General features: G+C 71.7%; 18 protein-coding genes. 12 read left to right on the top strand and 6 right to left on the bottom strand.

The window, feature by feature from the left end; translation table 11 throughout:
- Positions 1 to 105: 105 nt before the first annotated feature.
- Both ACFYXB_RS16595 and ACFYXB_RS16590 read left to right on the top strand, forming a co-directional pair.
- Positions 106 to 594 (top strand): sigma-70 family RNA polymerase sigma factor, encoded by a 489-nt coding sequence (locus tag ACFYXB_RS16595; protein ID WP_351343613.1) that lies wholly within the window; start codon positions 106 to 108, stop codon positions 592 to 594.
- Positions 591 to 1,346: a hypothetical protein gene (locus ACFYXB_RS16590; protein WP_389582520.1), complete on the top strand. Its 756-nt coding sequence runs from the start codon at positions 591 to 593 to the stop codon at positions 1,344 to 1,346. Before ACFYXB_RS16595 ends, ACFYXB_RS16590 begins: the two co-directional genes overlap by 4 nt.
- Positions 1,347 to 1,412: 66 nt before the next feature.
- Here ACFYXB_RS16590 and ACFYXB_RS16585 read toward each other — a convergent pair whose 3' ends face one another.
- From ACFYXB_RS16585 to ACFYXB_RS16575, 3 genes are read right to left on the bottom strand one after another with little or no spacing between them, the layout of a single operon-like run.
- On the bottom strand, positions 1,413 to 2,165 hold the full coding sequence (locus ACFYXB_RS16585) for an amino acid ABC transporter ATP-binding protein (protein WP_351344449.1): 753 nt from the start codon (positions 2,163 to 2,165) through the stop codon (positions 1,413 to 1,415).
- A gap of 50 nt (positions 2,166 to 2,215) precedes the next feature.
- On the bottom strand, positions 2,216 to 3,148 hold the full coding sequence (locus ACFYXB_RS16580; RefSeq protein WP_351343607.1) for an amino acid ABC transporter permease: 933 nt from the start codon (positions 3,146 to 3,148) through the stop codon (positions 2,216 to 2,218).
- A 36-nt stretch (positions 3,149 to 3,184) separates the two neighbouring features.
- Positions 3,185 to 4,144, bottom strand: a complete 960-nt coding sequence (locus ACFYXB_RS16575; protein ID WP_389582517.1) for an ABC transporter substrate-binding protein — start codon at positions 4,142 to 4,144, stop codon at positions 3,185 to 3,187.
- Positions 4,145 to 4,674: 530 nt separating this feature from the next.
- Here ACFYXB_RS16575 and ACFYXB_RS16570 point away from each other — a divergent pair.
- The 4 genes from ACFYXB_RS16570 (at position 4,675) to ACFYXB_RS16555 (ending at position 8,017) form a co-directional block, all read left to right on the top strand.
- A complete protein-coding gene (locus ACFYXB_RS16570; RefSeq protein ID WP_389582515.1) occupies positions 4,675 to 5,898 on the top strand; it encodes an NADP-dependent malic enzyme in 1,224 nt (407 codons plus the stop codon).
- A gap of 241 nt (positions 5,899 to 6,139) precedes the next feature.
- Entirely contained in the window at positions 6,140 to 7,105 is a 966-nt protein-coding gene (locus ACFYXB_RS16565; RefSeq protein ID WP_389582513.1) for a zinc-binding dehydrogenase, read from the top strand.
- Positions 7,106 to 7,208: 103 nt separating this feature from the next.
- Complete coding sequence (locus ACFYXB_RS16560) at positions 7,209 to 7,418, top strand: helix-turn-helix domain-containing protein (protein WP_121405930.1); 210 nt, start codon at positions 7,209 to 7,211, stop codon at positions 7,416 to 7,418.
- Positions 7,418 to 8,017 carry a Clp protease N-terminal domain-containing protein gene (locus tag ACFYXB_RS16555; protein ID WP_389582620.1) on the top strand — a complete coding sequence of 200 codons (600 nt, stop codon included), beginning with the start codon at positions 7,418 to 7,420 and terminating at the stop codon, positions 8,015 to 8,017. Before ACFYXB_RS16560 ends, ACFYXB_RS16555 begins: the two co-directional genes overlap by 1 nt.
- A 58-nt stretch (positions 8,018 to 8,075) precedes the next feature.
- On the opposite strand, the gene ACFYXB_RS16550 is transcribed toward ACFYXB_RS16555, so the two are convergent.
- Both ACFYXB_RS16550 and ACFYXB_RS16545 read right to left on the bottom strand, forming a co-directional pair.
- Positions 8,076 to 9,170 carry a helix-turn-helix transcriptional regulator gene (locus tag ACFYXB_RS16550; RefSeq protein ID WP_389582510.1) on the bottom strand — a complete coding sequence of 365 codons (1,095 nt, stop codon included), beginning with the start codon at positions 9,168 to 9,170 and terminating at the stop codon, positions 8,076 to 8,078.
- A 1-nt stretch (position 9,171) separates the two neighbouring features.
- Positions 9,172 to 10,158 (bottom strand): DUF4097 domain-containing protein, encoded by a 987-nt coding sequence (locus tag ACFYXB_RS16545; protein ID WP_389582508.1) that lies wholly within the window; start codon positions 10,156 to 10,158, stop codon positions 9,172 to 9,174.
- Positions 10,159 to 10,309: 151 nt separating this feature from the next.
- Here ACFYXB_RS16545 and ACFYXB_RS16540 point away from each other — a divergent pair, with 151 nt between their 5' ends.
- Positions 10,310 to 11,155 (top strand): hypothetical protein, encoded by an 846-nt coding sequence (locus tag ACFYXB_RS16540; RefSeq protein ID WP_389582505.1) that lies wholly within the window; start codon positions 10,310 to 10,312, stop codon positions 11,153 to 11,155.
- 25 nt (positions 11,156 to 11,180) lie between these two features.
- On the opposite strand, the gene ACFYXB_RS16535 is transcribed toward ACFYXB_RS16540, so the two are convergent.
- Positions 11,181 to 11,360 (bottom strand): DUF6104 family protein, encoded by a 180-nt coding sequence (locus ACFYXB_RS16535; RefSeq protein ID WP_351343587.1) that lies wholly within the window; start codon positions 11,358 to 11,360, stop codon positions 11,181 to 11,183.
- A 278-nt stretch (positions 11,361 to 11,638) separates the two neighbouring features.
- Between ACFYXB_RS16535 and ACFYXB_RS16530 the strand changes: the two genes are divergently transcribed.
- From ACFYXB_RS16530 to fxsA, 5 genes are all read left to right on the top strand, one after another.
- Positions 11,639 to 12,685: a CU044_2847 family protein gene (locus tag ACFYXB_RS16530; protein WP_389582502.1), complete on the top strand. Its 1,047-nt coding sequence runs from the start codon at positions 11,639 to 11,641 to the stop codon at positions 12,683 to 12,685.
- Entirely contained in the window at positions 12,678 to 14,813 is a 2,136-nt protein-coding gene (locus tag ACFYXB_RS16525) for a trypsin-like peptidase domain-containing protein (protein WP_389582500.1), read from the top strand. The genes ACFYXB_RS16530 and ACFYXB_RS16525 overlap by 8 nt, the downstream gene beginning before the upstream one ends.
- A gap of 144 nt (positions 14,814 to 14,957) precedes the next feature.
- Positions 14,958 to 16,007, top strand: a complete 1,050-nt coding sequence (locus ACFYXB_RS16520; protein WP_389582497.1) for an AAA family ATPase — start codon at positions 14,958 to 14,960, stop codon at positions 16,005 to 16,007.
- 7 nt (positions 16,008 to 16,014) lie between these two features.
- Complete coding sequence (locus tag ACFYXB_RS16515) at positions 16,015 to 19,359, top strand: SAV_2336 N-terminal domain-related protein (protein WP_389582494.1); 3,345 nt, start codon at positions 16,015 to 16,017, stop codon at positions 19,357 to 19,359.
- Positions 19,360 to 19,381: 22 nt separating this feature from the next.
- Positions 19,382 to 19,573 carry an FxSxx-COOH cyclophane-containing RiPP peptide gene (gene fxsA, locus ACFYXB_RS16510; protein ID WP_389582491.1) on the top strand — a complete coding sequence of 64 codons (192 nt, stop codon included), beginning with the start codon at positions 19,382 to 19,384 and terminating at the stop codon, positions 19,571 to 19,573.
- The last annotated feature ends 36 nt before the right edge of the window (positions 19,574 to 19,609 follow it).

Raw genomic sequence — 19,609 nt, 5'->3', positions numbered from 1 at the left:
CCGTACCGCCTCGACTGCGTCCTGGGGGGTGTCCCACCGCACTGGTACGGGTGGGACGGTCCGTACATCCGGTGGACCGCGAAGCCAGGGAGAGGGGGGCGTGGGATGACGCGGGGCGCGGAAGCGGCTCTGCACGCCTTCGTCGAGGGCAGACGAACGGCGCTGTTCCGCAGCGCCTATCTGCTGTGCGGCAACCGCGACGAGGCGGAGGACCTCGTCCAGACGACGCTGGTGAAGGTCGTCCTCGGCGCACGCAGGCACGGGCGGCTGGAGAACCTCGAGGCCTATGCGCGCAAGACGCTGGTCAACACCTTCATCTCGGCCCGCCGCAGATTCTGGCGGCGGGAGCAGGCGTACGGCGATCTGCCGGACGTGCCGGGACAGCTGATCGACAGCGACACCGGGCTGATGGTGCGGGCCGCTCTCGCACAACTCACGCCCAAGCAACGGGCGGTGCTGGTGCTGCGCTTCTGGGACGACCTGAGCGTGGCCGCCACCGCCGAGTTGCTCGGCATGCGGGAGAGCACGGTCAAGAGCCACACGGCCAGGGGACTCGCGGCACTGAGGGCCGCGGTGCGGGAGGAATACGTATGAGCGAGAGCGAAGTGGTACGGGAGCTGCTGTGGAAGGCGGCCGGCGCCGTGCCGGTGCCGGCGAGCCGGGGCGGCGAGGAGGTGTTCGCGCGGGCGGCCCGGCTGCGGTGGCGGCGGCGCGCGGCGGTGACCGGTGTCGTCGCTGCGGTGGTCGCGGGCGGTGTCGTCGTCGGGTCCGGGGTGCTGCCGGGCGGGCGGGGCGAGAGTGTGGCCGCGTCGCCGACGGCCGGGGAGTTCGGCGGCGGTGCCGCCGGCTTCCGGAAGCTGCTGCCGGGCGATGTGGGCAAGGTCCGCGAGGTGTCGCTGCTGCGGCTCATCAAGGGCGTACCGAATGCGCCGCTGCCGAAGGACGTGGGCCCGTACGACGGGGACTACGCGGTCACCCGGGACGGGGGCACCGGTTACATCACGGTCCGTGTGATGACCGCGAAGGCGGTCAAGGCCAAGGGGGTGGGGGAGGATCCCTGCGCGCCGAAGCACCAGCCGCTCGAGATGATCAAGTGCACCAGCGAGAAGGTGCCCGGCGGCGCGCTCCTGAGCATCATTCAGTGGGCCGGCATCAAGGCCACCCAGCCGACGTACAACGGAACCGAACTGAACGCCAGCCTGCGGCTGAAGGACGGCACCCTGCTGTCCATCCGGGACTCGACGGGCTTCCTCGGCAAGGGCTCCCAGGGGCCGCTGCTGAAGACGTTCCCGCTGACCCGGGCGCAGCTGCGTGAACTGGCGCTGAAGCCGGAACTGCGACCGTAGCGGACCACGCGAAAGGGGCGGTACGAGGATCCCGTACCGCCCCTTTCCGCGGTCTCCCGCGTCGTCCTACAGCACCTTGGACAGGAACGACTGCGTCCGCTCGTGCTGGGGGTTCGTCAGGACGTCGCGCGGGTGGCCGGATTCGACCACCACACCGCCGTCCATGAAGACCAGGCTGTCGCCCACCTCGCGGGCGAAGCCCATCTCGTGGGTGACGACCACCATCGTCATACCCGACTCGGCCAGGTCGCGCATGACGTCGAGGACGTCACCGACCAGTTCCGGGTCGAGGGCCGAGGTCGGCTCGTCGAACAGCATCAGCTTCGGGTCCATCGCCAGCGCACGGGCGATCGCCACCCGCTGCTGCTGGCCGCCGGAGAGCTGCGAGGGGTAGTACCCCGCCCGGTCGGCCAGGCCCACGCGCTCCAGGAGCTGCCTCGCACGCTCCCGCGCCTGGCCCTTGTTCAGCCCTTTCACCTGCACCGGCGCCTCGATGACGTTCTCCAGGGCCGTCATGTGCGGGAACAGGTTGAAGCGCTGGAACACCATGCCGATGTCCCGCCGCTTGAGCGCGACCTCGCTGTCCTTCAGCTCGTACAGCTTGTCGCCCTTCTGGCGGTAGCCGACCAGCTCGCCGTCGACGTACAGCCGCCCGGCGTTGATCTTCTCCAGGTGGTTGATGCACCGCAGGAAGGTCGACTTGCCGGAGCCGGAGGGGCCGATGAGGCAGAACACCTCGCCCGGCTTCACCTCCAGGTCGATGCCCTTGAGGACCTCGACGGCACCGAAGGACTTGTGGACGCCCTCGGCCTTGACCATCAGGACGGACGACTGCTCGGGCACGGAGTCCGTCTTGCTCTGCTTGTCGGTCATGCCGTGACCTTCCTGCTCGAGAAGGTCGTGAGATGCGCCCTGACCTTCTGCCACGGAGTGGGCGGCAGGCTGCGGCTGGAGCCGCGGGCGTAGTACCGCTCGATGTAGTACTGGCCGACGCTGAGCACCGAGGTCATGATCAGGTACCAGGCCGCGGCGAGGAAGTACATCTCCACCGGGGCGCCGGAGTTCTGGCCGATGTCCTGGGCGTACCGGAAGAGTTCCGGATACTGGACGGCCGCAACGAGCGAGGTCGTCTTCAGCATGTTGATGACTTCGTTGCCCGTCGGCGGCACGATCACTCGCATCGCCTGCGGGATGACGATCCGCCGCAGCGTCTTGCCGTGGCTCATGCCCAGCGCGTGCGAGGCCTCGGTCTGGCCCTCGTCGACCGCGAGCAGGCCGGCGCGGCAGATCTCCGCCATGTACGCGGCCTCGTTCAGGCCCAGGCCGAGCAGCGCCGTCAGCAGCGGCGTCATGAAGTCCGACCAGTAGTTCTTGTAGATCGGACCGAGGTTGATGTACTCGAAGACCAGGCCCAGGTTGAACCACAGGAACAGCTGGACCAGGACCGGGGTACCGCGGAAGAACCAGATGTAGAACCACGCGATCGACGAGGTCACCGGGTTCTTCGACAGCCGCATCACCGCGAGGACGATGCCGCCCACGATGCCGATGACCATGGACAGGACGGTCAGCAGGAGGGTCTTGCTGACGCCGGTCAGGATCCGGTCGTCGAAGAAGTACTCGGGTACCGCGTTCCAGTTGATCTTGCCCTGGCCGAACGCGTAGATGATCGCGACGAGCAGCGCGATCGCGATGACGGCGGTGACGTAGCGCCCGTAGTGCCGGACCGGGACGGCCTTGATGGCCTCCGCTCCGGCCGGGGGCGTGTCCTTCGGTCCCGCCGTCTTCTCGATGTCAGTCACGGGTGTTGCCTCTCGGTGGCCGCTACGACGGGCGGATCACTTGCCGCCGTTGATCGCGGACTCCTTGACGGCACCGTCCTCGGCGCCCCACTTCGTGAGGATCTTGTCGTAGTCGCCGCTCTTGATGACCGCGTTCATGGCGGCCTGCAGCGCGTCGCGCAGCTGGGTGTTGCTCTTGGCGACGGCGATGCCGTACGGCGCCGCCTCGACCTGGTCGCCGACGAGCTGGAAGTCCTTGCCGCCGCCGGAGGTCTTGACCGCGTACGCGGCGACCGGGAAGTCGGAGGACGCGGCGTCCGCGCCACCGGAGCGCAGCCGGGTCTGGGACTGCTGGTCGTCGTCGAAGGCCTCGATGGTGAGCTTCTTGCCGGCCGGACACTTCTTGGCCTCGGCCTTGGCCAGGTCGTTGGAGACCGTGCCACGCTCGACGGCGATCTTCTTGCCGCACAGGTCGGCCCAGGAGGTGATGCCCTGGGTGTCGCCCTTGCGGGTGTAGATCGAGACACCGGCGGTCAGGTAGTCGACGAAGTCGACGCCCTCGCCGACCTTCTTGCCCGTGTCCGGGTCGACACCCTCCTGGCGGTTCTTGTTGTCGGTCATCGCCGACATCGCGATGTCGTACCGGTTGGAGCGCAGACCGGTGAGCAGGGCGTCGAAGGTGCCGTTCTCGAACTCGAACTTCACGCCGAGCTGCTTGCCCAGGGCGTCCGCGAGGTCCGGGTCCAGGCCGACGACCTTGCCGGAGGAGTCCTTGAATTCCACCGGGGCGTAGGCGATGTCCGAACCGACCTTGATCACACCCTTGTCGCGGATCGACTGGGGGAGCTTGTCGGCCAGCGGGGCGGAGCTCGTGGACGCGTTGCCGGAGTTCTTGTCCTTGTTCTTGGTCTGGTCACCGCAGCCGGTGAGAATCAGCGCGCCTGCGACCGCGATCGCACCGACCGCTGCTAGCCGGGAGTGCGCGGCGGTCGTACGACGGGTGGAGCTTGCGGTCATCGTGGGTTCCTCCGGCGGATGGGTGGAGATACCGATGGGTCGACGAGAACACACACCTTCGGGTGTCGCGACCTCGTGGGTTTACGGCATCTTGCCATTCGGGCTGCGCCATTCAGGGGACTCGCTATGTCAAAATCGGATAACGGGTGACCCCCGAACCGCATCAGGTCGGTACACCGAGCCGGACCGTCTGCGGGAATCCCTGGTCCTGGCCGGAATATCTTCGGCGCATCTCACCACGTGGTCGGCCCTTGCCGGAATGTTTGCCCCGTGCAGGGGGTTCACGACGTCATCAGGTCGTGACCTTCGGGCGCCGCGATGTGACCTTGGCCTACTGGACTCGTCGTCGGAGCCGTCCGTCCGGTAAGAAGGTTCTTTGCACCCCTCATCCGGGGCTCAGGGCGCGTGTGCGGCGCGCCCGTCGCGTACGTACCCGTACGTAACGGTCAATCGGGTCGTATGCGGTCCCGCCCACTCTTCACCTGGAGTGGTCCACCCTCACACCATGAACACTTAAGGGGTAAAACCAAGTGGCAGCGGAGATTTTCAATCCTCGCAGCGACAGCGGTACGGAGCAGGACGGCGGGGCCGAGCCCCTCGATTCCTTCGATCCGGCGTTCGCGCTGCACCGCGGCGGCAAGATGGCCGTGCAGGCCACCGTGCCCGTCCGTGACAAGGACGACCTGTCCCTCGCGTACACGCCCGGCGTCGCGCGCGTGTGCTCCGCGATCGCGGAGCAGCCGGAGCTCGTCAACGACTACACGTGGAAGTCGTCCGTGGTCGCCGTCGTGACCGACGGTACGGCCGTCCTCGGCCTCGGGGACATCGGCCCCGAGGCCTCCCTTCCGGTGATGGAGGGGAAGGCGATCCTGTTCAAGCAGTTCGGCGGCGTGGACGCGGTGCCGATCGCGCTCGCCTGCACGGACGTCGACGAGATCGTGGAGACCGTCGTCCGGCTCGCTCCCTCCTTCGGCGGAGTCAACCTGGAGGACATCTCTGCGCCGCGCTGCTTCGAGATCGAGCGCAAGCTCCAGGAGCGGCTGGACATCCCGGTCTTCCACGACGACCAGCACGGTACGGCCGTCGTGACGCTGGCGGCCCTGCGGAACGCGGCGCGGCTGAGCCGGCGGGAGATCGGCAGCCTGCGGGCCGTCATCTCGGGCGCCGGCGCGGCCGGTGTCGCCATCGCCAAGATGCTGATCGAGGCCGGTATCGGGGACGTCGCCGTCGCCGACCGCAAGGGCGTCGTGTCGTCCGACCGGGAGGACCTGACGCCGGTCAAGCGCGAGGTCGCGGGGTTCACGAACAAGGCCGGCCTCAGCGGGTCGCTGGAGGACGCCCTGGCGGGCGCCGACGTCTTCATCGGTGTCTCCGGCGGTACGGTCCCGGAGGCGGCGGTGGCCTCGATGGCCGAGGGCGCCTTCGTGTTCGCGATGGCCAACCCGGACCCCGAGGTGCACCCCGACGTCGCGCACAAGTACGCGGCCGTCGTCGCCACCGGGCGCTCGGACTTCCCGAACCAGATCAACAACGTGCTGGCGTTCCCCGGGATCTTCGCGGGGGCGCTTCAGGTGCGGGCCTCCCGGATCACGGAGGGGATGAAGCTGGCGGCGGCCGAAGCGCTGGCCGCGGTCGTCGGCGACGATCTTGCCGCTGACTATGTCATTCCGTCGCCGTTCGATGAGCGGGTTGCTCCGGCGGTGACTGCGGCGGTTGCCGCGGCTGCTCGGGCCGAGGGCGTGGCTCGTCGCTGACGTTGCGTCGTGTGGCCCCGTCCGATAGGGCGGGGCCATTCCCTTGCCCACCGGCCCGCCCGATCGGGTGACCTCAGGTCACCGTCCCCCGGGGGTGCCGCCCCCCGGCCCCCCGCTTCGGCCTGAACGGCCTCGTCCTCGAACGCCGGACGGGGTGGATGGTTGGCCCGAACATCAAGAGGACGCGTGTCACAGCGGCGTGCGGTTCCGTCGGGCGGGACGGGAACCTATCGTCATGGTCATGTTCGCTGTCTACGCCTCCCGAATCGACCGCGACCAGCCGCTCTCCGGCCTCGAGTTGGGGGAGCGCCCGGCCCCAGAGGCCCGGCCCGGCTGGAGCACCGTCGACGTCAGGGCCGCCTCCCTCAACCACCACGACCTCTGGTCCCTGCGCGGGGTGGGCCTCGCCGAGGACAAACTCCCGATGATCCTCGGCTGCGACGCCGCCGGGGTCGACGAGGACGGCAACGAGGTCGTCCTGCACTCCGTCATCGGCCAGACCGGCCACGGCGTCGGCCCCAAGGAACCGCGCTCGATCCTCACCGAGCGCTATCAGGGCACCTTCGCCGAGCAGGTCGCCGTGCCGACCTGGAACATCCTGCCCAAGCCCAAGGAGCTCTCCTTCGAGGAGGCCGCCTGTCTGCCCACGGCCTGGCTGACGGCGTACCGGATGCTCTTCACCAACGCCGGGGTACGGCCCGGCGACTCGATCCTCGTGCAGGGCGCCGGCGGCGGTGTCGCCACGGCCGCGATCGTGCTGGGCAAGGCGGCCGGGCTGCGGGTCTTCGCCACCAGCCGCGACGAGGCCAAGCGGAAGCGGGCCGTGGAACTCGGTGCCGTCGAGGCGGTGGAGACGGGCGCGCGGCTGCCGCAGCGCGTGGACGCCGTCATCGAGACCGTCGGCGCCGCGACCTGGTCCCACTCCGTGAAGTCCTTGCGTCCCGGCGGCACGGTCGTCATCTCCGGTGCCACGAGCGGTGACCGGCCCTCGCACGCCGAGCTGACCCGGATCTTCTTCCTGGAGTTGAAGGTCGTCGGCTCGACCATGGGCACCAAGGAAGAACTGGAGGACCTGCTCGCCTTCTGCGCCGCCACGGGCGTACGGCCCGTCATCGACGAGGTGCTGCCGCTCGACCGGGCCCGCGAGGGCTTCGAACGGCTCGAATCCGGCGACCACTTCGGGAAGGTCGTGCTCACCAAGGGCTGAGTCCGTCGGGTCCTCCTTCCATGGCCGGTCCGGCTTCGGGCCGGCCATTGATACATGTCAACCGCGGTTGACAGTCGAGGGTGTGTCAATGTAAGTTGACATCATGACCGAAGCAACGGATCTCGCCGAGCGAGCCGGTGACCGCGATCCGCGGGTCGGACTGCGGGCCGTGTCCGCGCTGCGCAGGCTGCTGGAGCAGCTGGAGGCGGTGCAGGTGCGCAGTGCGCGCAATCAGGGCTGGTCGTGGCAGGAGATCGCCGCCGAACTCGGCGTCAGCAGACAGGCCGTGCACAAGAAGTACGGGAGGCAATGATGTTCGAACGGTTCACGAAGCACGCCCGTGACGTCGTACGGGGTGCGGTCGCGGGTGCTGAACGTGCGGGGTCGCGGACCGTGGACGCCGAGCATCTGCTGCTCGCCCTGCTGGACCGCGAGGCTAGCCGTGCCTCCTTCGCGCTGGCCGCGCTCGGGCTCGCGGACCGCAAGGAGTCCGTGCGGGAGGCGGTGGACGCGGCACGGCGGCGGGGCGGGCTGTCCCGGGCCGATACCGATGCCCTCGCCGGGCTGGGGATCGACGTCACGGAGATCGTCCAGCGGGTCGAGGAGGCGCACGGCGTCGGGGCGATGTCGGGTGAGCGCACCGACCAGGGCTCGTGGTCCGGCCGCCGTTCCTTCAGCCGGGGCGCCAAGCACGTCCTCGAACGGTCCCTGCGCCTCGCCGTCGCCCATCGCAACCTCCCCCACGCTCGAATCCGCTCGCGCGGGGGGACCCCCAGCATCGGCGACGAACACCTCCTCCTCGCCCTCACCGTCCTCCCCGGCGTCCCGGCGGAAGTCCTGGCCGACCATGGGGTGACGTACGAGTCGCTGACGCGGGTGCTGTACGGAGGGGGAGAGGCGCAGGCGGGCTGACGGCGAGGCGGGAGGCCAGGCGCCCCGGTCCCGTGCCGGCGCCCGCCGTAGGGGTGGATCAGGACTTCGGGGTGCGGAGTATCGCCCCGATGTGAGCCGCCGCCGTCGACAGGTGGCGGCGGGCGTCGCGGAGTTGATCTGCCGTGACGCCGTGGTCGCGCGCCGCGTCGCGGACGTCGTCGCGGAAACGGTCCAGGAGGCGGTCGAGGTCGCGGGTCGGGTCGCCGGTGGTGTCCTCGTGGGCCCAGGACGGTTCGTAGTCCGCCGGGAAGTCCTCCGGTGTCTTCGAGAAATCGGGGCCCGGGCCCGACTTGCCGGCACCGGGCTCGGAGTCCGTCGGCCCCTTGTCCGTCCCGGTGCGGCCGAAGCCGAAGTCCTTGCCGAACTCCTTTCCGTAGTCCTTCCCAAACTCGCCGAACTCCTTGGCCAGTTCGGTCAGTCCCTCGCGCACCCCCGTGGGCCAGTCGCCCCGCGCGAAGTGGTCCTGCACATGCTCCTGGACCCGGCGCGCGACGCGCTGCATCTCCTCCTGGGCCTGGGCCCGGGCCCGCGCCTGTGCCTCCTGGGCCTGGTTGCGGGCCCGCTGGGCCTCCTCACGGGCCCGGCGGCTCTCGTCCTTCGCGCGCCTGGCCTGTTCCTTCCACTCCTGCTTGACGCGCCGCATCTCCTCCTTGGCCGCGCGCCAGGCCTCCTTGTCGCCGAGGTCGCCCAGATTGCCCTGCTCCCCGAAGGGTCCGTGATCCCCGGCGCCCGTCCTGGCGCCGCGCCGGGCCTCGGTCGCGGCCGCCCGTATCTCGCGCCGCAGATCGCCGGCGGCGCCGCGCACGTCGGCTCGGATCTCGGCGGCGAGTTCGGCGACCGACTCGCGGATCTCCAGCTCCAGATCGGCCAGTTCACCGCTGCGGTCGGCGAGTTCAGCGCGGCCCGCGTCCGTGATCGCGTACACCTTGCGGCCGCCCTCGGTGGTGTGCGTGACCAGGCCTTCGGCCTCCAGCTTGGCCAGGCGGGGGTAGACCGTGCCCGCAGATGGTGCGTACAGCCCCTGGAAGCGCTCTTCGAGGAGCCTGATCACCTCGTAGCCGTGGCGCGGGGCCTCGTCGAGCAGCTTGAGCAGGTAAAGGCGGAGGCGGCCGTGGGCGAAGACGGGAGGCATGTCAGAGCACCTTCTTGTCGGTCGTACCGTCGGCCAGGGCGCTGGTCGCGTCGGCCACCCCGCCGGAGACGGAATTCTCCACCGAGCCGGCCACTGTTGCGGTCCCCGTTCCGGTCCCTGCTTCTGTCGAGGCTCCGGTCGAGGCGTCCGGTCCCGGGCCGTCCCAGGCCTCGTCCTCGTCCTCCCTCGGTGGGCGGCGCAGCAGGGCGATCGAACCGGACACCGTCGTGGCCCTGAGCTTTCCGGTGCCCGCGCCGAGCCGGCCGGTGACCTTGTGCGCGCCCCACTGGCCATGCACCCTGAGCCCGTCGAAGGCGTTGGAGATCGTGCCGCTGGCTGTGTTCGCCTCGACCTCGGCGTCCGCCGGATGCGGCAGGCGGATCGCGATCTCGCCGGAGACGCTGGTCAGTCTGACGTCGGTCGGGCCCTCCGGATCGAGGTCGACGATCATGGAGCCGCTGACCGAGTCGGCGCGCACGGAGGAGCCCGAGGCCTCCACGACGGTCAGGTCTCCGGACACGGAGTTGAATCGCAGGTCGCCGGTGACGGCCTGGGCCTCCAGGTTTCCGGACACCGTGTCCGCGCGCACCGGGCCGGAGAGGGCGACGAGTGTCGTGTCGCCCGTGACGCCTTTGATCGCCGACGTGCCGCGCATGCCGGAGACGACCGCGCCGGCGCCGACCACGCCGACCTCCACGCGCGTGTCCGCCGGGACCGCGAGGGAGACGACCGCGCTGCGCCGCCAGCCCTTGCGGTCGAGCCACTTGAGGAAGCCCTTCCAGGGAAGGTCCTCGTACGCCACGGTGAGCGTGCCGCCCTCGTGGGTGACGATCAGGGGTGGGCCCTCGATGTCCGAGACCTCCAGGCGTGCGGAACCTTCGTCCGTGCCCACGACGTTGACTGTTCCGTTGACGATGCGTACGTGCAGCTCGCTCACGCGATCGTCGAAGGTGAGCTTCCTGGGCTCGGCGACGGACCACTCGGACATGGTGCTGACCTCCTCGACGGACGCGACGCGCCATATCGCGTCTTCCGTGAAACACGATATATCGTGGCTGCTCAATGTCAAGACGCTCGTTCGCGTGATCACCAACGACTCATATCAGGCACGAAGTAGGTGAATTGCCTAGCGTGTCAGCATGTCGAGGGATGCGTTCCAGGCCGGTTCCCCGGGTGCTTCCGCCTCGGGGGCGCTGCTGCTGTGCCGGGCGGAGCCCGAGTCCGTCGCCCCCGCCGCCCCGCTGCTGCACGAGCGGATGCTGCTCACGCGCGCGGGCGAGGAGTGGAGCGTGCTCGTCCCCGAGGGCAGGCCGTGGCGGCACGGCGGCGAACCGGTCGACCGCGTGCTGACCGGCTGGGCCGCCGCACTGGCCGGCGGTGCGCCCTGGCCCGTACTGGCGCTGTGGTGGGACGCCGACCGCGCCGGGTACACCCTCGCGTCCGGCTTCCGGCGCCCCGTCGGCTACGTCTGGTTGACCGACGGAACACCGGCCGGTGAGAGCGAGGCGATGCGCACCTTCGCCGCGCGCCTGGGCCTCGATCCCGTCCTCGACGTGCAGTCACTCCACGCGCTGATGGAGCCCGACTCCGAGGCCGACGCGCGCGCCCGGCTGCGCGGACTGCTCGCCGTCCTCACGCGCGTGGGCGTGACCCTGCCGGCCGGCCTCACCCCCGGCGAACCCGCCGACCGGCTCCGCGAGGTCGCCCGCGTCCAGGCCGACGCGCGCCGGATCGAGGGAGCGGGGTGGCGGGAGGCGGTACGCACCGGACTCGACGCGGTGGAGCGGGGCCCCCTCGGCCCCTGGCTGCCGTGGTCCGGCGAGCCCCGCGCCCGCGCGCTGGCACTGGCACAGCTGGCGGGAGGCGTGCCGGTCACCGTGTGGGGCGTACGACGACGCAGTGCCGGCTGGATCGCGGCGGGGGCGCTGTTGCTGGCGTACGGGGCGGTGGGGCTGGCGTACGAAGTGGTACGGCCGCGGGACTGACGGGGCGTGCGTCGCCGAAGTCGGCCTACTCGTCGTCCTCGTCGTCCAGGCGCGCGAGCCACGTCGCCAGGCGCTCCACCGGCACCTCGAAGTCCGGGTTCAGATCGACGAACGTACGCAGCTGCTCGGCAAGCCACTCGAAGGTGATCTGCTCCTCGCCGCGCCGCTTCTCCAGTTCCTCGATGCCGCGGTCGGTGAAGTACATGGCTGCTCTCCTGCGTAGATGCGTGTGCGTGGCCGCGTGTCTCTGATGACGTTGCGTGTCTGATGACTCCGTACCAGCCTAGGCCGCCCACGGCGTACGTCGGGGAGCGCGGAGCGGCCCGCAGGGGTAGCGTTCGCCGGTCCGGGGAAGGAGTCCTTCCCCGTGGGAGGAAGAGGTCAGTCGGTCCCGTGGGGGAAGAACGAGCAGCCGCACGGGCATGGGGCGTGGAGGCACGCCGTCCGGCGGGGCTCTGCGGAACGGGGGAACGGGGGAACGCCATGGCGCGGGAAGTGACGCGGGTAGCGCGGATCGAACTGCCGGACGGTACGCCGGTGTGGGCCCGGATATCCGGTGCCGAGGAACTGGCCGTGCCGTCGGGGGAGTTGTCGTACACGGACACCGGGTTCGCCGACCGGGTGGAGGCGAGCGTGGAGAGCCTGCACTCGCTGGTCACCGGTGTCGCGCGTTCGCTGGCCGGTCCGCTGCGCGCGGTGCGGCCGGACGAGGTGAGCGTCGAGTTCGGGATCGAACTGACCGCGAAGGCAGGCAAGGTCGTGGGTCTGCTCGCGGACGGCGAGGCCAAGGCCGCGATCACGGTGACCCTGACCTGGACCGAAAACGGCCCGACCGACCCCACAACGCCGGACACGCAGGGCCCGGCGCCGGGGGGTGCTGGTTCGCAGGGTTCGGCGGGTGGTGGGTCGGCGTCGGGGGGTACTGCTCCACAGGGCTCGACGGACGGTGGCCCGGCACCGGGGAACGCGTCCCCGCAAGCCTCCACGGGCGGTGGCTCGGCGTCGGGGGGTACTGCTCCACAGGCCCACACGGGCGGCAGCCAGGTACCAGACAGCTTGGCCCCGCAAGCCTCCACGGGCGGTGGGCCGGCCTCTGGGAGCGCAGCCCCGCAAGTCTCCAGGGGCGGTGGCCCGGCACGGGGGAGCACAGCCCCACAGGGCCCCACCGCCGACGCTCCGGCCCCGCACAATCCCCCGCGGGGTGACCTGGCCCCGGCCCCTCAGGATCTCGCGGTCGGCGCACCGCTCCCGCAGACGGCCCGCACTTCTGATGCCCCGGCTCTGCAGGATCCCGCGCACCGCGCCCCGCTTCCACCGGCCCGCACAGCCGACGCCCCGGCCCCCCAGGCCCCCGCGCGCGCCGCCCCGCTCCCCCACACCCGCAATCCCGGCGCCCCGGCCCCCCACGATCCGACACCCCCCGCCCTTCCCTCACCCACCTCCGCCAACCCTCCGCGCGCGGGCGCGTTCACCGGCGCCCCGTTGCAGGGGGGCGCCCGTGGCTCAGTCGGTGGGGGCGGGTATGAGTGAGCGGTACGACGGGGGCGCATCGGGTGGGTTCGATGGCGCCCACCACGCTCTGCGTGAACTCGTTCTCGCGGCCACCGTGCGCATTCATCGCACAGGTGTCGGGTATGCCCTCGACGAACCCGACACCTTCCTCGGCAGCGGATTCTTCATCGCCCCGAACTGGGTTCTGACCTGCGCACACGTGGTACACGGGGAGGGGGGCGAAGAAGTGGCCGTCGTGTACGAGAGCGGACCGGAGGAGGGTTCCTCCGTTGTGACCGGGCAGGTGGCCGCCACCCTGCCCGAGCACCTCGAGCGACGCCTGGGCGCCAGCTGGCCCGCCCCCGACCTCGCGCTGGTCAGGCTGCGCGAACCGGTCGGCCACGACTGCGTGTACGTCTCCGAGCGGCCCACCGCGCAGTACGGCGAGGGCCGCGTGTTCTACGCGGGCTGGACCGTGACCGGAGGTCAGCTGCAGATCCTGGACGGGTTCCTCTCCGTGCAGGGAACCATCGGTGGCTGGTCGTCTGGGGTGCAGATGAGGCTCGGGCAGAACGACCTGCCGAACGGTGTCTCCGGCGGCCCCGTCATCGACCCCGTCCGCGGCGAGGTCATCGGCGTGCTCAAGTCCCGCGCGGACCACGGCAACGGCGGCACCTCGACCGGCATCGAGCGCCTGCGGACGCTACAGGTCCCGCCGGGCGCCGTACGCACTGAGCACGACGACGTCTACCAGACCGTCTTCCACGCCCACGACCGCTACCACCGCGACCGGCAGCAGCCCTCCGACTCCCGCCGCCCCACCTGGGCCGACGTCCAGGGCGAGCTCGGTGCCCGGCCCGGCCGGACGCTCGACCCGGACAGGCGCGGGGAGTTGCTCGGCCGGCTCGCCGAACTGCCGCCGCCCGACACCACCCGCGACCTGCTGGACCTCCTCGACTCCCTGCCCAACTTCCAGGTCCCGTCCGTGATGCCGGCGCCGCGCGGCTGGCGGGACGGCCTGGGCGTGCTCTACGAGAACGCACAGCGTGACGGCGCGCTGAAACTCGTACTCGACTACGCGATGCTCGTCATGGCCTTCCCGCGTCTCGCCACGCCCAGCAACCTCGCCGCCGAACAGGCCCTGTGGGACTGGGTGAAGCAGGCCTCGACAGGGCTCGACCCCGGCTACCGCAGCCGCCTCGCCCGGCAGCGCGCCCGCCATCTCGGGCAGCGCCGGTCCCGTACGCATACTGGCTCCGGCGAGGCTCCCCGGCGCGGGGCACACGGCCGGCCACCGCAGGAGCGGTCGACCGACCCCGGGCCCCGGCTGACCGTGCTGCTGGAGGTGCTGCCGCGGGGCTGGGAACCCGACCGCTGCGACTGGTCGATCTCCGTGGCCCGCGCCGACGGCGAGGTCACGCGGCTGCACGAGGCCGAGCGGGCGCCCCTGGACGACCTCGCGTCGTACGTCGTGGCTCCCCTCGCGGAGGCCTTCCGGCGCTGCGACGAGTCCGAGCGGCCCGTGGCCCTGCACGCGGCCCTGCCGCACCAGTTGCTCGGACTGGCCGTGGACGAATGGCGGCTGAGGCCGGACGGGCCGCCCCTGGGCGCCCAGCGTCCGGTCGTCGTGCGCTGCTCGGACCGCGACCAGCTGCCCGGCGATGGCGAGTTCGGGACCGGCGGCACGCGCGGGGACCCGGACGAGGACGACGACGAGCGCCGGGACCGCTGGAGCCGGCTGCACGCCCGTGACGCGCAGGCCGAGGTGCTGGACTGCGACGACGGCGTCCGCGAACCGGTGCCGCCCGTGGCGGAACTGCGTGGCCTCGCACCCCGTACGGTCCCGGTGCTGTGCCGCCTCGGCGACCAGCGCTACGAGGACGACTCGGCCGCGCTGGGCCGGATCGTGCACGCCGGGTTCGGGGTGGTCCTGTGGCGCCGCTGGCGAAGCCGGCCCGAGGCCGTGTGCGGGGAGTTCCACCGGGGCGCCAAGAAGGCGGTCGACGACGGTGACGGCGCGGCCTTTTTGCCCGACCTGGTGCACGGACTGCGGATGAAGGTGCGCGAGGGGCTCACGGAGGCGTTCTGGGCCGATGGAATAGCACTCTTGTACGACGATCCGCATCAGCCGCTGCCCGGAGCCGGTGATCTGCTGGAGGCACCGTGAGGCGACGGCCATGCGCCGGCCTGCGTGCGCCTTCCGGCCCCTTACCAGGCTTCCGGTGGATCGATACGGTGATGCACGTTCGACGGACCGTGACGCATGTTCGACGGCTGCCGGGGTGGGGCGAGTGACGACGAGGACCGGATCATGACCGAATCCAGTGAGTGGCTCATCTACCGAGGCGCAGGGGAACCCCACGACGGCATGAACAGGCTGCCTCCGCCGCCGCCCTGGCGGGACTTCTCCGGGCGTGACGCGGTCGACGGCGGCGACACCGCCGGGGACGGCGACAGCGGCGACGGCTCCCGCGACCGCCGCCTGGGCGCGCACCGCCACCTGGCCGAACTGCACCGGCCCGGCGCCGAGGAACTGGAGATGATCAACGCGGCGCTGTATCTGCGCCGCCCCCTGCTCGTCACGGGCAGCCCCGGCGCGGGCAAGAGCACACTGGCCCACTCCGTGGCGTACGAGCTGGGCCTGGGTGACGTACTGCGCTGGTCCATCGTCAGCCGCTCCACGCTCCAGGACGGCCTGTACCACTACGACGCCATCGCCCGGCTCCAGGACGTGCAGATCGCCGCGCAGGGCGGCTACGGCAGCGCGGCCGGCAGCCCGGGGGCCGTGGAGGCCATCGGGAGTTACATCCGACTCGGCCCGCTCGGTTCCGCGTTGCTGCCCTCGGACACCCCGCGCGTGCTGCTCATCGACGAGCTGGACAAGTGCGACATCGACCTGCCCAACGATCTGCTGAACGTGCTGGAGGAGGGCGAGTTCGAGATACCCGAGCTCCAGCGCCTCGCCGACCGGCTGCCGGACGGCGAGGCCGAGGTGCTCACCGCCGACGGCACCAAGGTCCGCGTCCGCGACGGCCGGGTGCGCTGCCGCGCCTTCCCTTTCGTGGTCCTCACCAGCAACGGCGAACGCGACTTCCCGGCCCCGCTGATGCGCCGCTGCATCCACCTGGAGCTGGGCCGGCCCGACCACAACCGGCTTGCCACCTTCGTACGCGCCCATCTCGGCGACGAGGCGGCCCGCGCGGGCGACGATCTGATCGGCCGCTTCCTGGAGCGCTCGCGCAGTGAACTCCTCGCCGCCGACCAGCTGTTGAACGCCATCTACCTCACCGACGCGGCCGCCCCGCCCAGCCGCGACCGCCTCGCCGACCAGCTCATCCAGCGGCTCGACCGTCCGAGGTGAGGCGCTGATGTCCGACGCGGCGGCGCGACATGGTCCGGATCCAGCCAGTGGCCTTCCAGACGACCCCATCGCCGAACTCGCCCTCCGGTTACGGGAGATCGGGCTCGACCCGGACGCCGAGGGGCTGAGCGACGCGCTCTGGCTGGCCCGCTGGTCGCGCCCCGCGCACGCCGGGGACACGGACGAGATGGGCACGAGCTCCGGCGTACGGCCCCCGCGCACCACCGGCGATCTCCCGCTGGACCGCCGTAACCTCGCACGGGACGAGGAGCGCCGCCCGCCGCGCCCGGAACCACAGCCGGCCACCGCCGGACCCGACCGAAACGTCTCCCTGTACCCGCTGCCGCAGGACGGCGCCTTCCGTGCCCGCGGATCCGCCCGGGTGACGGCACTGCCGGTCGGTGTGCCCGCCGCGCCCGTGCTGCCCGCCCCACTCGAACTCCAGCGCGCCCTGCGGCCCTTGCAGGCCTACCGCAGTGCCGCACCGCCACTGCGCACCGAGCTTGACGAGACGGCGACCGCCGAACAGAGCGCCCGCGCAGGCGGGTTGATTCTGCCCGTCCACCGGGCCGTGACCCGGGGCGACGCCCGGCTGCAACTGGTGCTCGACGCCTCGCCGTCGATGCGGGTCTGGGACCGTATGTTCACCGAACTCCAGCAGGTCTTCGGCCAGTTGGGCGCCTTCGGAGACATCCAGATCAGCCATCTGCACACGGGGCCGGACGGCGAACCCGTCGTCAGCCGCAGCCCCGACGCACACGCGGCCCCGCTGCACACCGCCGACCGGCTCAGCGACCCCACGGGACGCCGTATCACCCTTCTGGTCAGCGACTGCGCCGGACCGCTGTGGCGCAGCGGCCATGCGCACCGGCTCCTGCACCACCTGGCCCGGCAGGGACCCGCCGCGGTGCTCCAGCCGCTGCCGCAGCGCCTGTGGAACCGCACCCGACTGCCTGTCACCTACGGCGAGTTGACCCGCGGCGAGACCCTCGGCGGCGCGAGTGCGCTGCGGGTGCGCACCCCGGCCGGCGCCCCACGCGGCGCGCCGCGCGGGGCCCTCCCGGTGCCGGTGCTGCCGCCCGAACCGGTGGCGCTCGGCGCGTGGGCACGGCTGCTGTCCGGGGCCGGCGCCGGACCGGTCGCAGGCGCGGTGGGCTGGGTGCGCGCGGACCAGCCGCCCGTGCCGCAGGCCCGCCCCGGACGCCGGCCGACGTCGGTCGAGCGGGTCAGCAGGTTCCGCTCGGCCGCCTCACCGGCCGCCGGCCGGCTCGCCGTCTACCTCGCGGCCGCCCCGCTCTGCCTGCCGGTGATGCAACTGGTGCAGCGCACGATGCTGCCCGACTCCGGGCCCTCCGAACTCGCCGAGGTCCTGCTCGGCGGCCTGGTCACCCGCGCCGGGGAGGACCACGGCGCGGACGGCGTCCAGTGGTACGAGATGCCGCCGGACGTGCAGGAGGCGCTGCTGTCCACCCTCGGCCGGGACGAGGCCGTACTGGTCCTCAAGCACTGCTCCGCCTACATCGAGCAGCGCTTCGGCAAGGGCGGCCCCAACTTCCCGGCCCTGGCGCTCGCCCAGCTCGGCGGCGAACCCGCGGGAGGCACCGGACGCGCCTACGCGCCCGGCACCGGCTACCCGGGCGAGAACGGCGACAACGGCGACGCGACACTGGTCCCGCAGCCCTTCGCCGAGGTCGCGGCCCGGGTCCTGGAGCGCTTCATGCCGCTGCCCGAACAGTTCCGGATGTACGGCAGCACAGGCGGCGCCCCCATCGGCGGTGAGCGCCCCACGCACCAGGCGGTCACCCGGGCCCGCTCGCTGCTCGCCCGGTTCGACGACGAAGGCATGGTGCAGGACCTGATCGACGCCGTACAACTGCTGCGCGGCGCAACCGAGCACGAACGCCCGCCCGGCTCCGACCCCGAGCTGTGGGCGGAGTACGCGCGCTGCACCCTGCGCTTGTGGGAGGTGCAGGGCGGCGCGGAGCTGCTGCGCGAGGCCGAGGCCGCCGCGGAACGGGCCGTGGCCCATCCGCACGCCTTGCACGAACGGGCCGCCCTGGCCCGGGTGCTGCACGCCGCGGCCACCGACCGCAGGCGCCGCGGCGACCGGCGCGGCGCCCTCGACCTGCTGCGCCGTGCGGACCGGGAGTACGCGGTCGCCTGCGCGGCCCCCGACCTGGACCAGAAGGAGGCGCTGCGGCTCACCCTGGAGCGGGTGGGCGCCCTGGAGGCGCAGTGGCGGCTCGGCGGGGACAGCGCGCTGCTCCAGGGCGCGGTCGGCATGCTGGAGGCGTTCGCCGACGCCTGGCCGGACCGCCGCAACCGCCCGCCCGAACTCCCGCTCGCGCACGGCCGGATCCTGCTGCGCCTCTCGGACGCCACGACCGACCCGGAACAGGCCCGCGGCTACGCCGGTCAGGCAGCCCGCTCGCTGCGCGACGCGCTGGAGACCGCGCCGGCCGAACCGCTCGCGGAGCGCGTACGCGTCATCGTCGACCTGGTCGACGCGCTGCTCAGGTCGGACGGCGACCTCGACGAGGCGCAGGACCGTGTCGACGAGGCGCTGGCCACGACCCACAAGCGCGGCCAGCGGGCCGCCCTGCACGTCCGCGCCGGCCGGATCAGGGCCGCCCGGTACGCCGAGTCGGGCGACCCGCGCCAACTCCAGGACGCCGCCGCCTCGTTCGCCACGGCCGCCCGGGACATGCCGAGGGACGCAGCCGGCTACCCCGACGTCCTCGCCGAGTGGGGGGAGACGCTGCTGCGCCGGGCGCTCTCGGAGGCCGGCGTCCGCTCCTTGGACCCGCTGTCCCAGGCGGTCCGCGTGCTGCGGGACTGCCGTACCGAGACCCCGGCGGGCAGCGAACACATGGCGTACCGGTTGCTGTTGCTGGGCCGGGCACTGATCCTCAGATACCGGCTGCGCGGCGACCGGGTCGATCTGCGCGAGGCGGAGTACCTCTTCGGGCTCGCGGCGGCCGATGCGGAGGAGCCGCTGCTGGCCGCGCGCTGTCGCCTGGAGCTGGGGCAGGCCCAGTACGAGGCGTACCGCGGCCTGGGCCGTCCCACCCGCCTGGACGACGCCGTCGACGCCTTCCGGCTGGCCGCGGAGTCCGCCCGCGAGGCGGAGGAGACGGCACAGACGGACCGCCGCCGGCAGGAGGCGGTGGAACTGGGTGCGCAGGCACACCACTGGCGGGGTATGTCGTATGAGGCGGCCGCACGCCCGCGAGCGGCCCGCGAGGCCTACCGCGCGGCCCGTACCGAATGGTCCAGGCTCCCCGACGGCAGCCTGACCACGGGCGAACCGACAGCCCGCGACACGACGGAGCGGCTGGCGGAACTGGAGTGAACGGAACGAGGGGAGGACGGGGATGAGCGAACGGGACGAGGCCGCGTCAGGGACCGGCGACCGGACCGGCGAGGCGTTGCCGGATCTGCTGAGCGTGGATCTGGAGGAGCTGAGGACGATCCGGCATCCGGTGCTGCGCGAGGTGCTGGCGGGGCTGCGGGAGAGGGCGGACCGGCCGAGTGAGATGCTCTGGGGCTTTAACAACTCACTCTGAACTCGTCTGAAACTCGGTCCATTTGAGCTTGTGGGC

Source organism: Streptomyces sp. NPDC002619 (genome assembly GCF_042889305.1).
In the GTDB taxonomy this organism is placed as follows: domain Bacteria; phylum Actinomycetota; class Actinomycetes; order Streptomycetales; family Streptomycetaceae; genus Streptomyces.
This window is presented reverse-complemented; position numbering and strand designations above follow the sequence as displayed.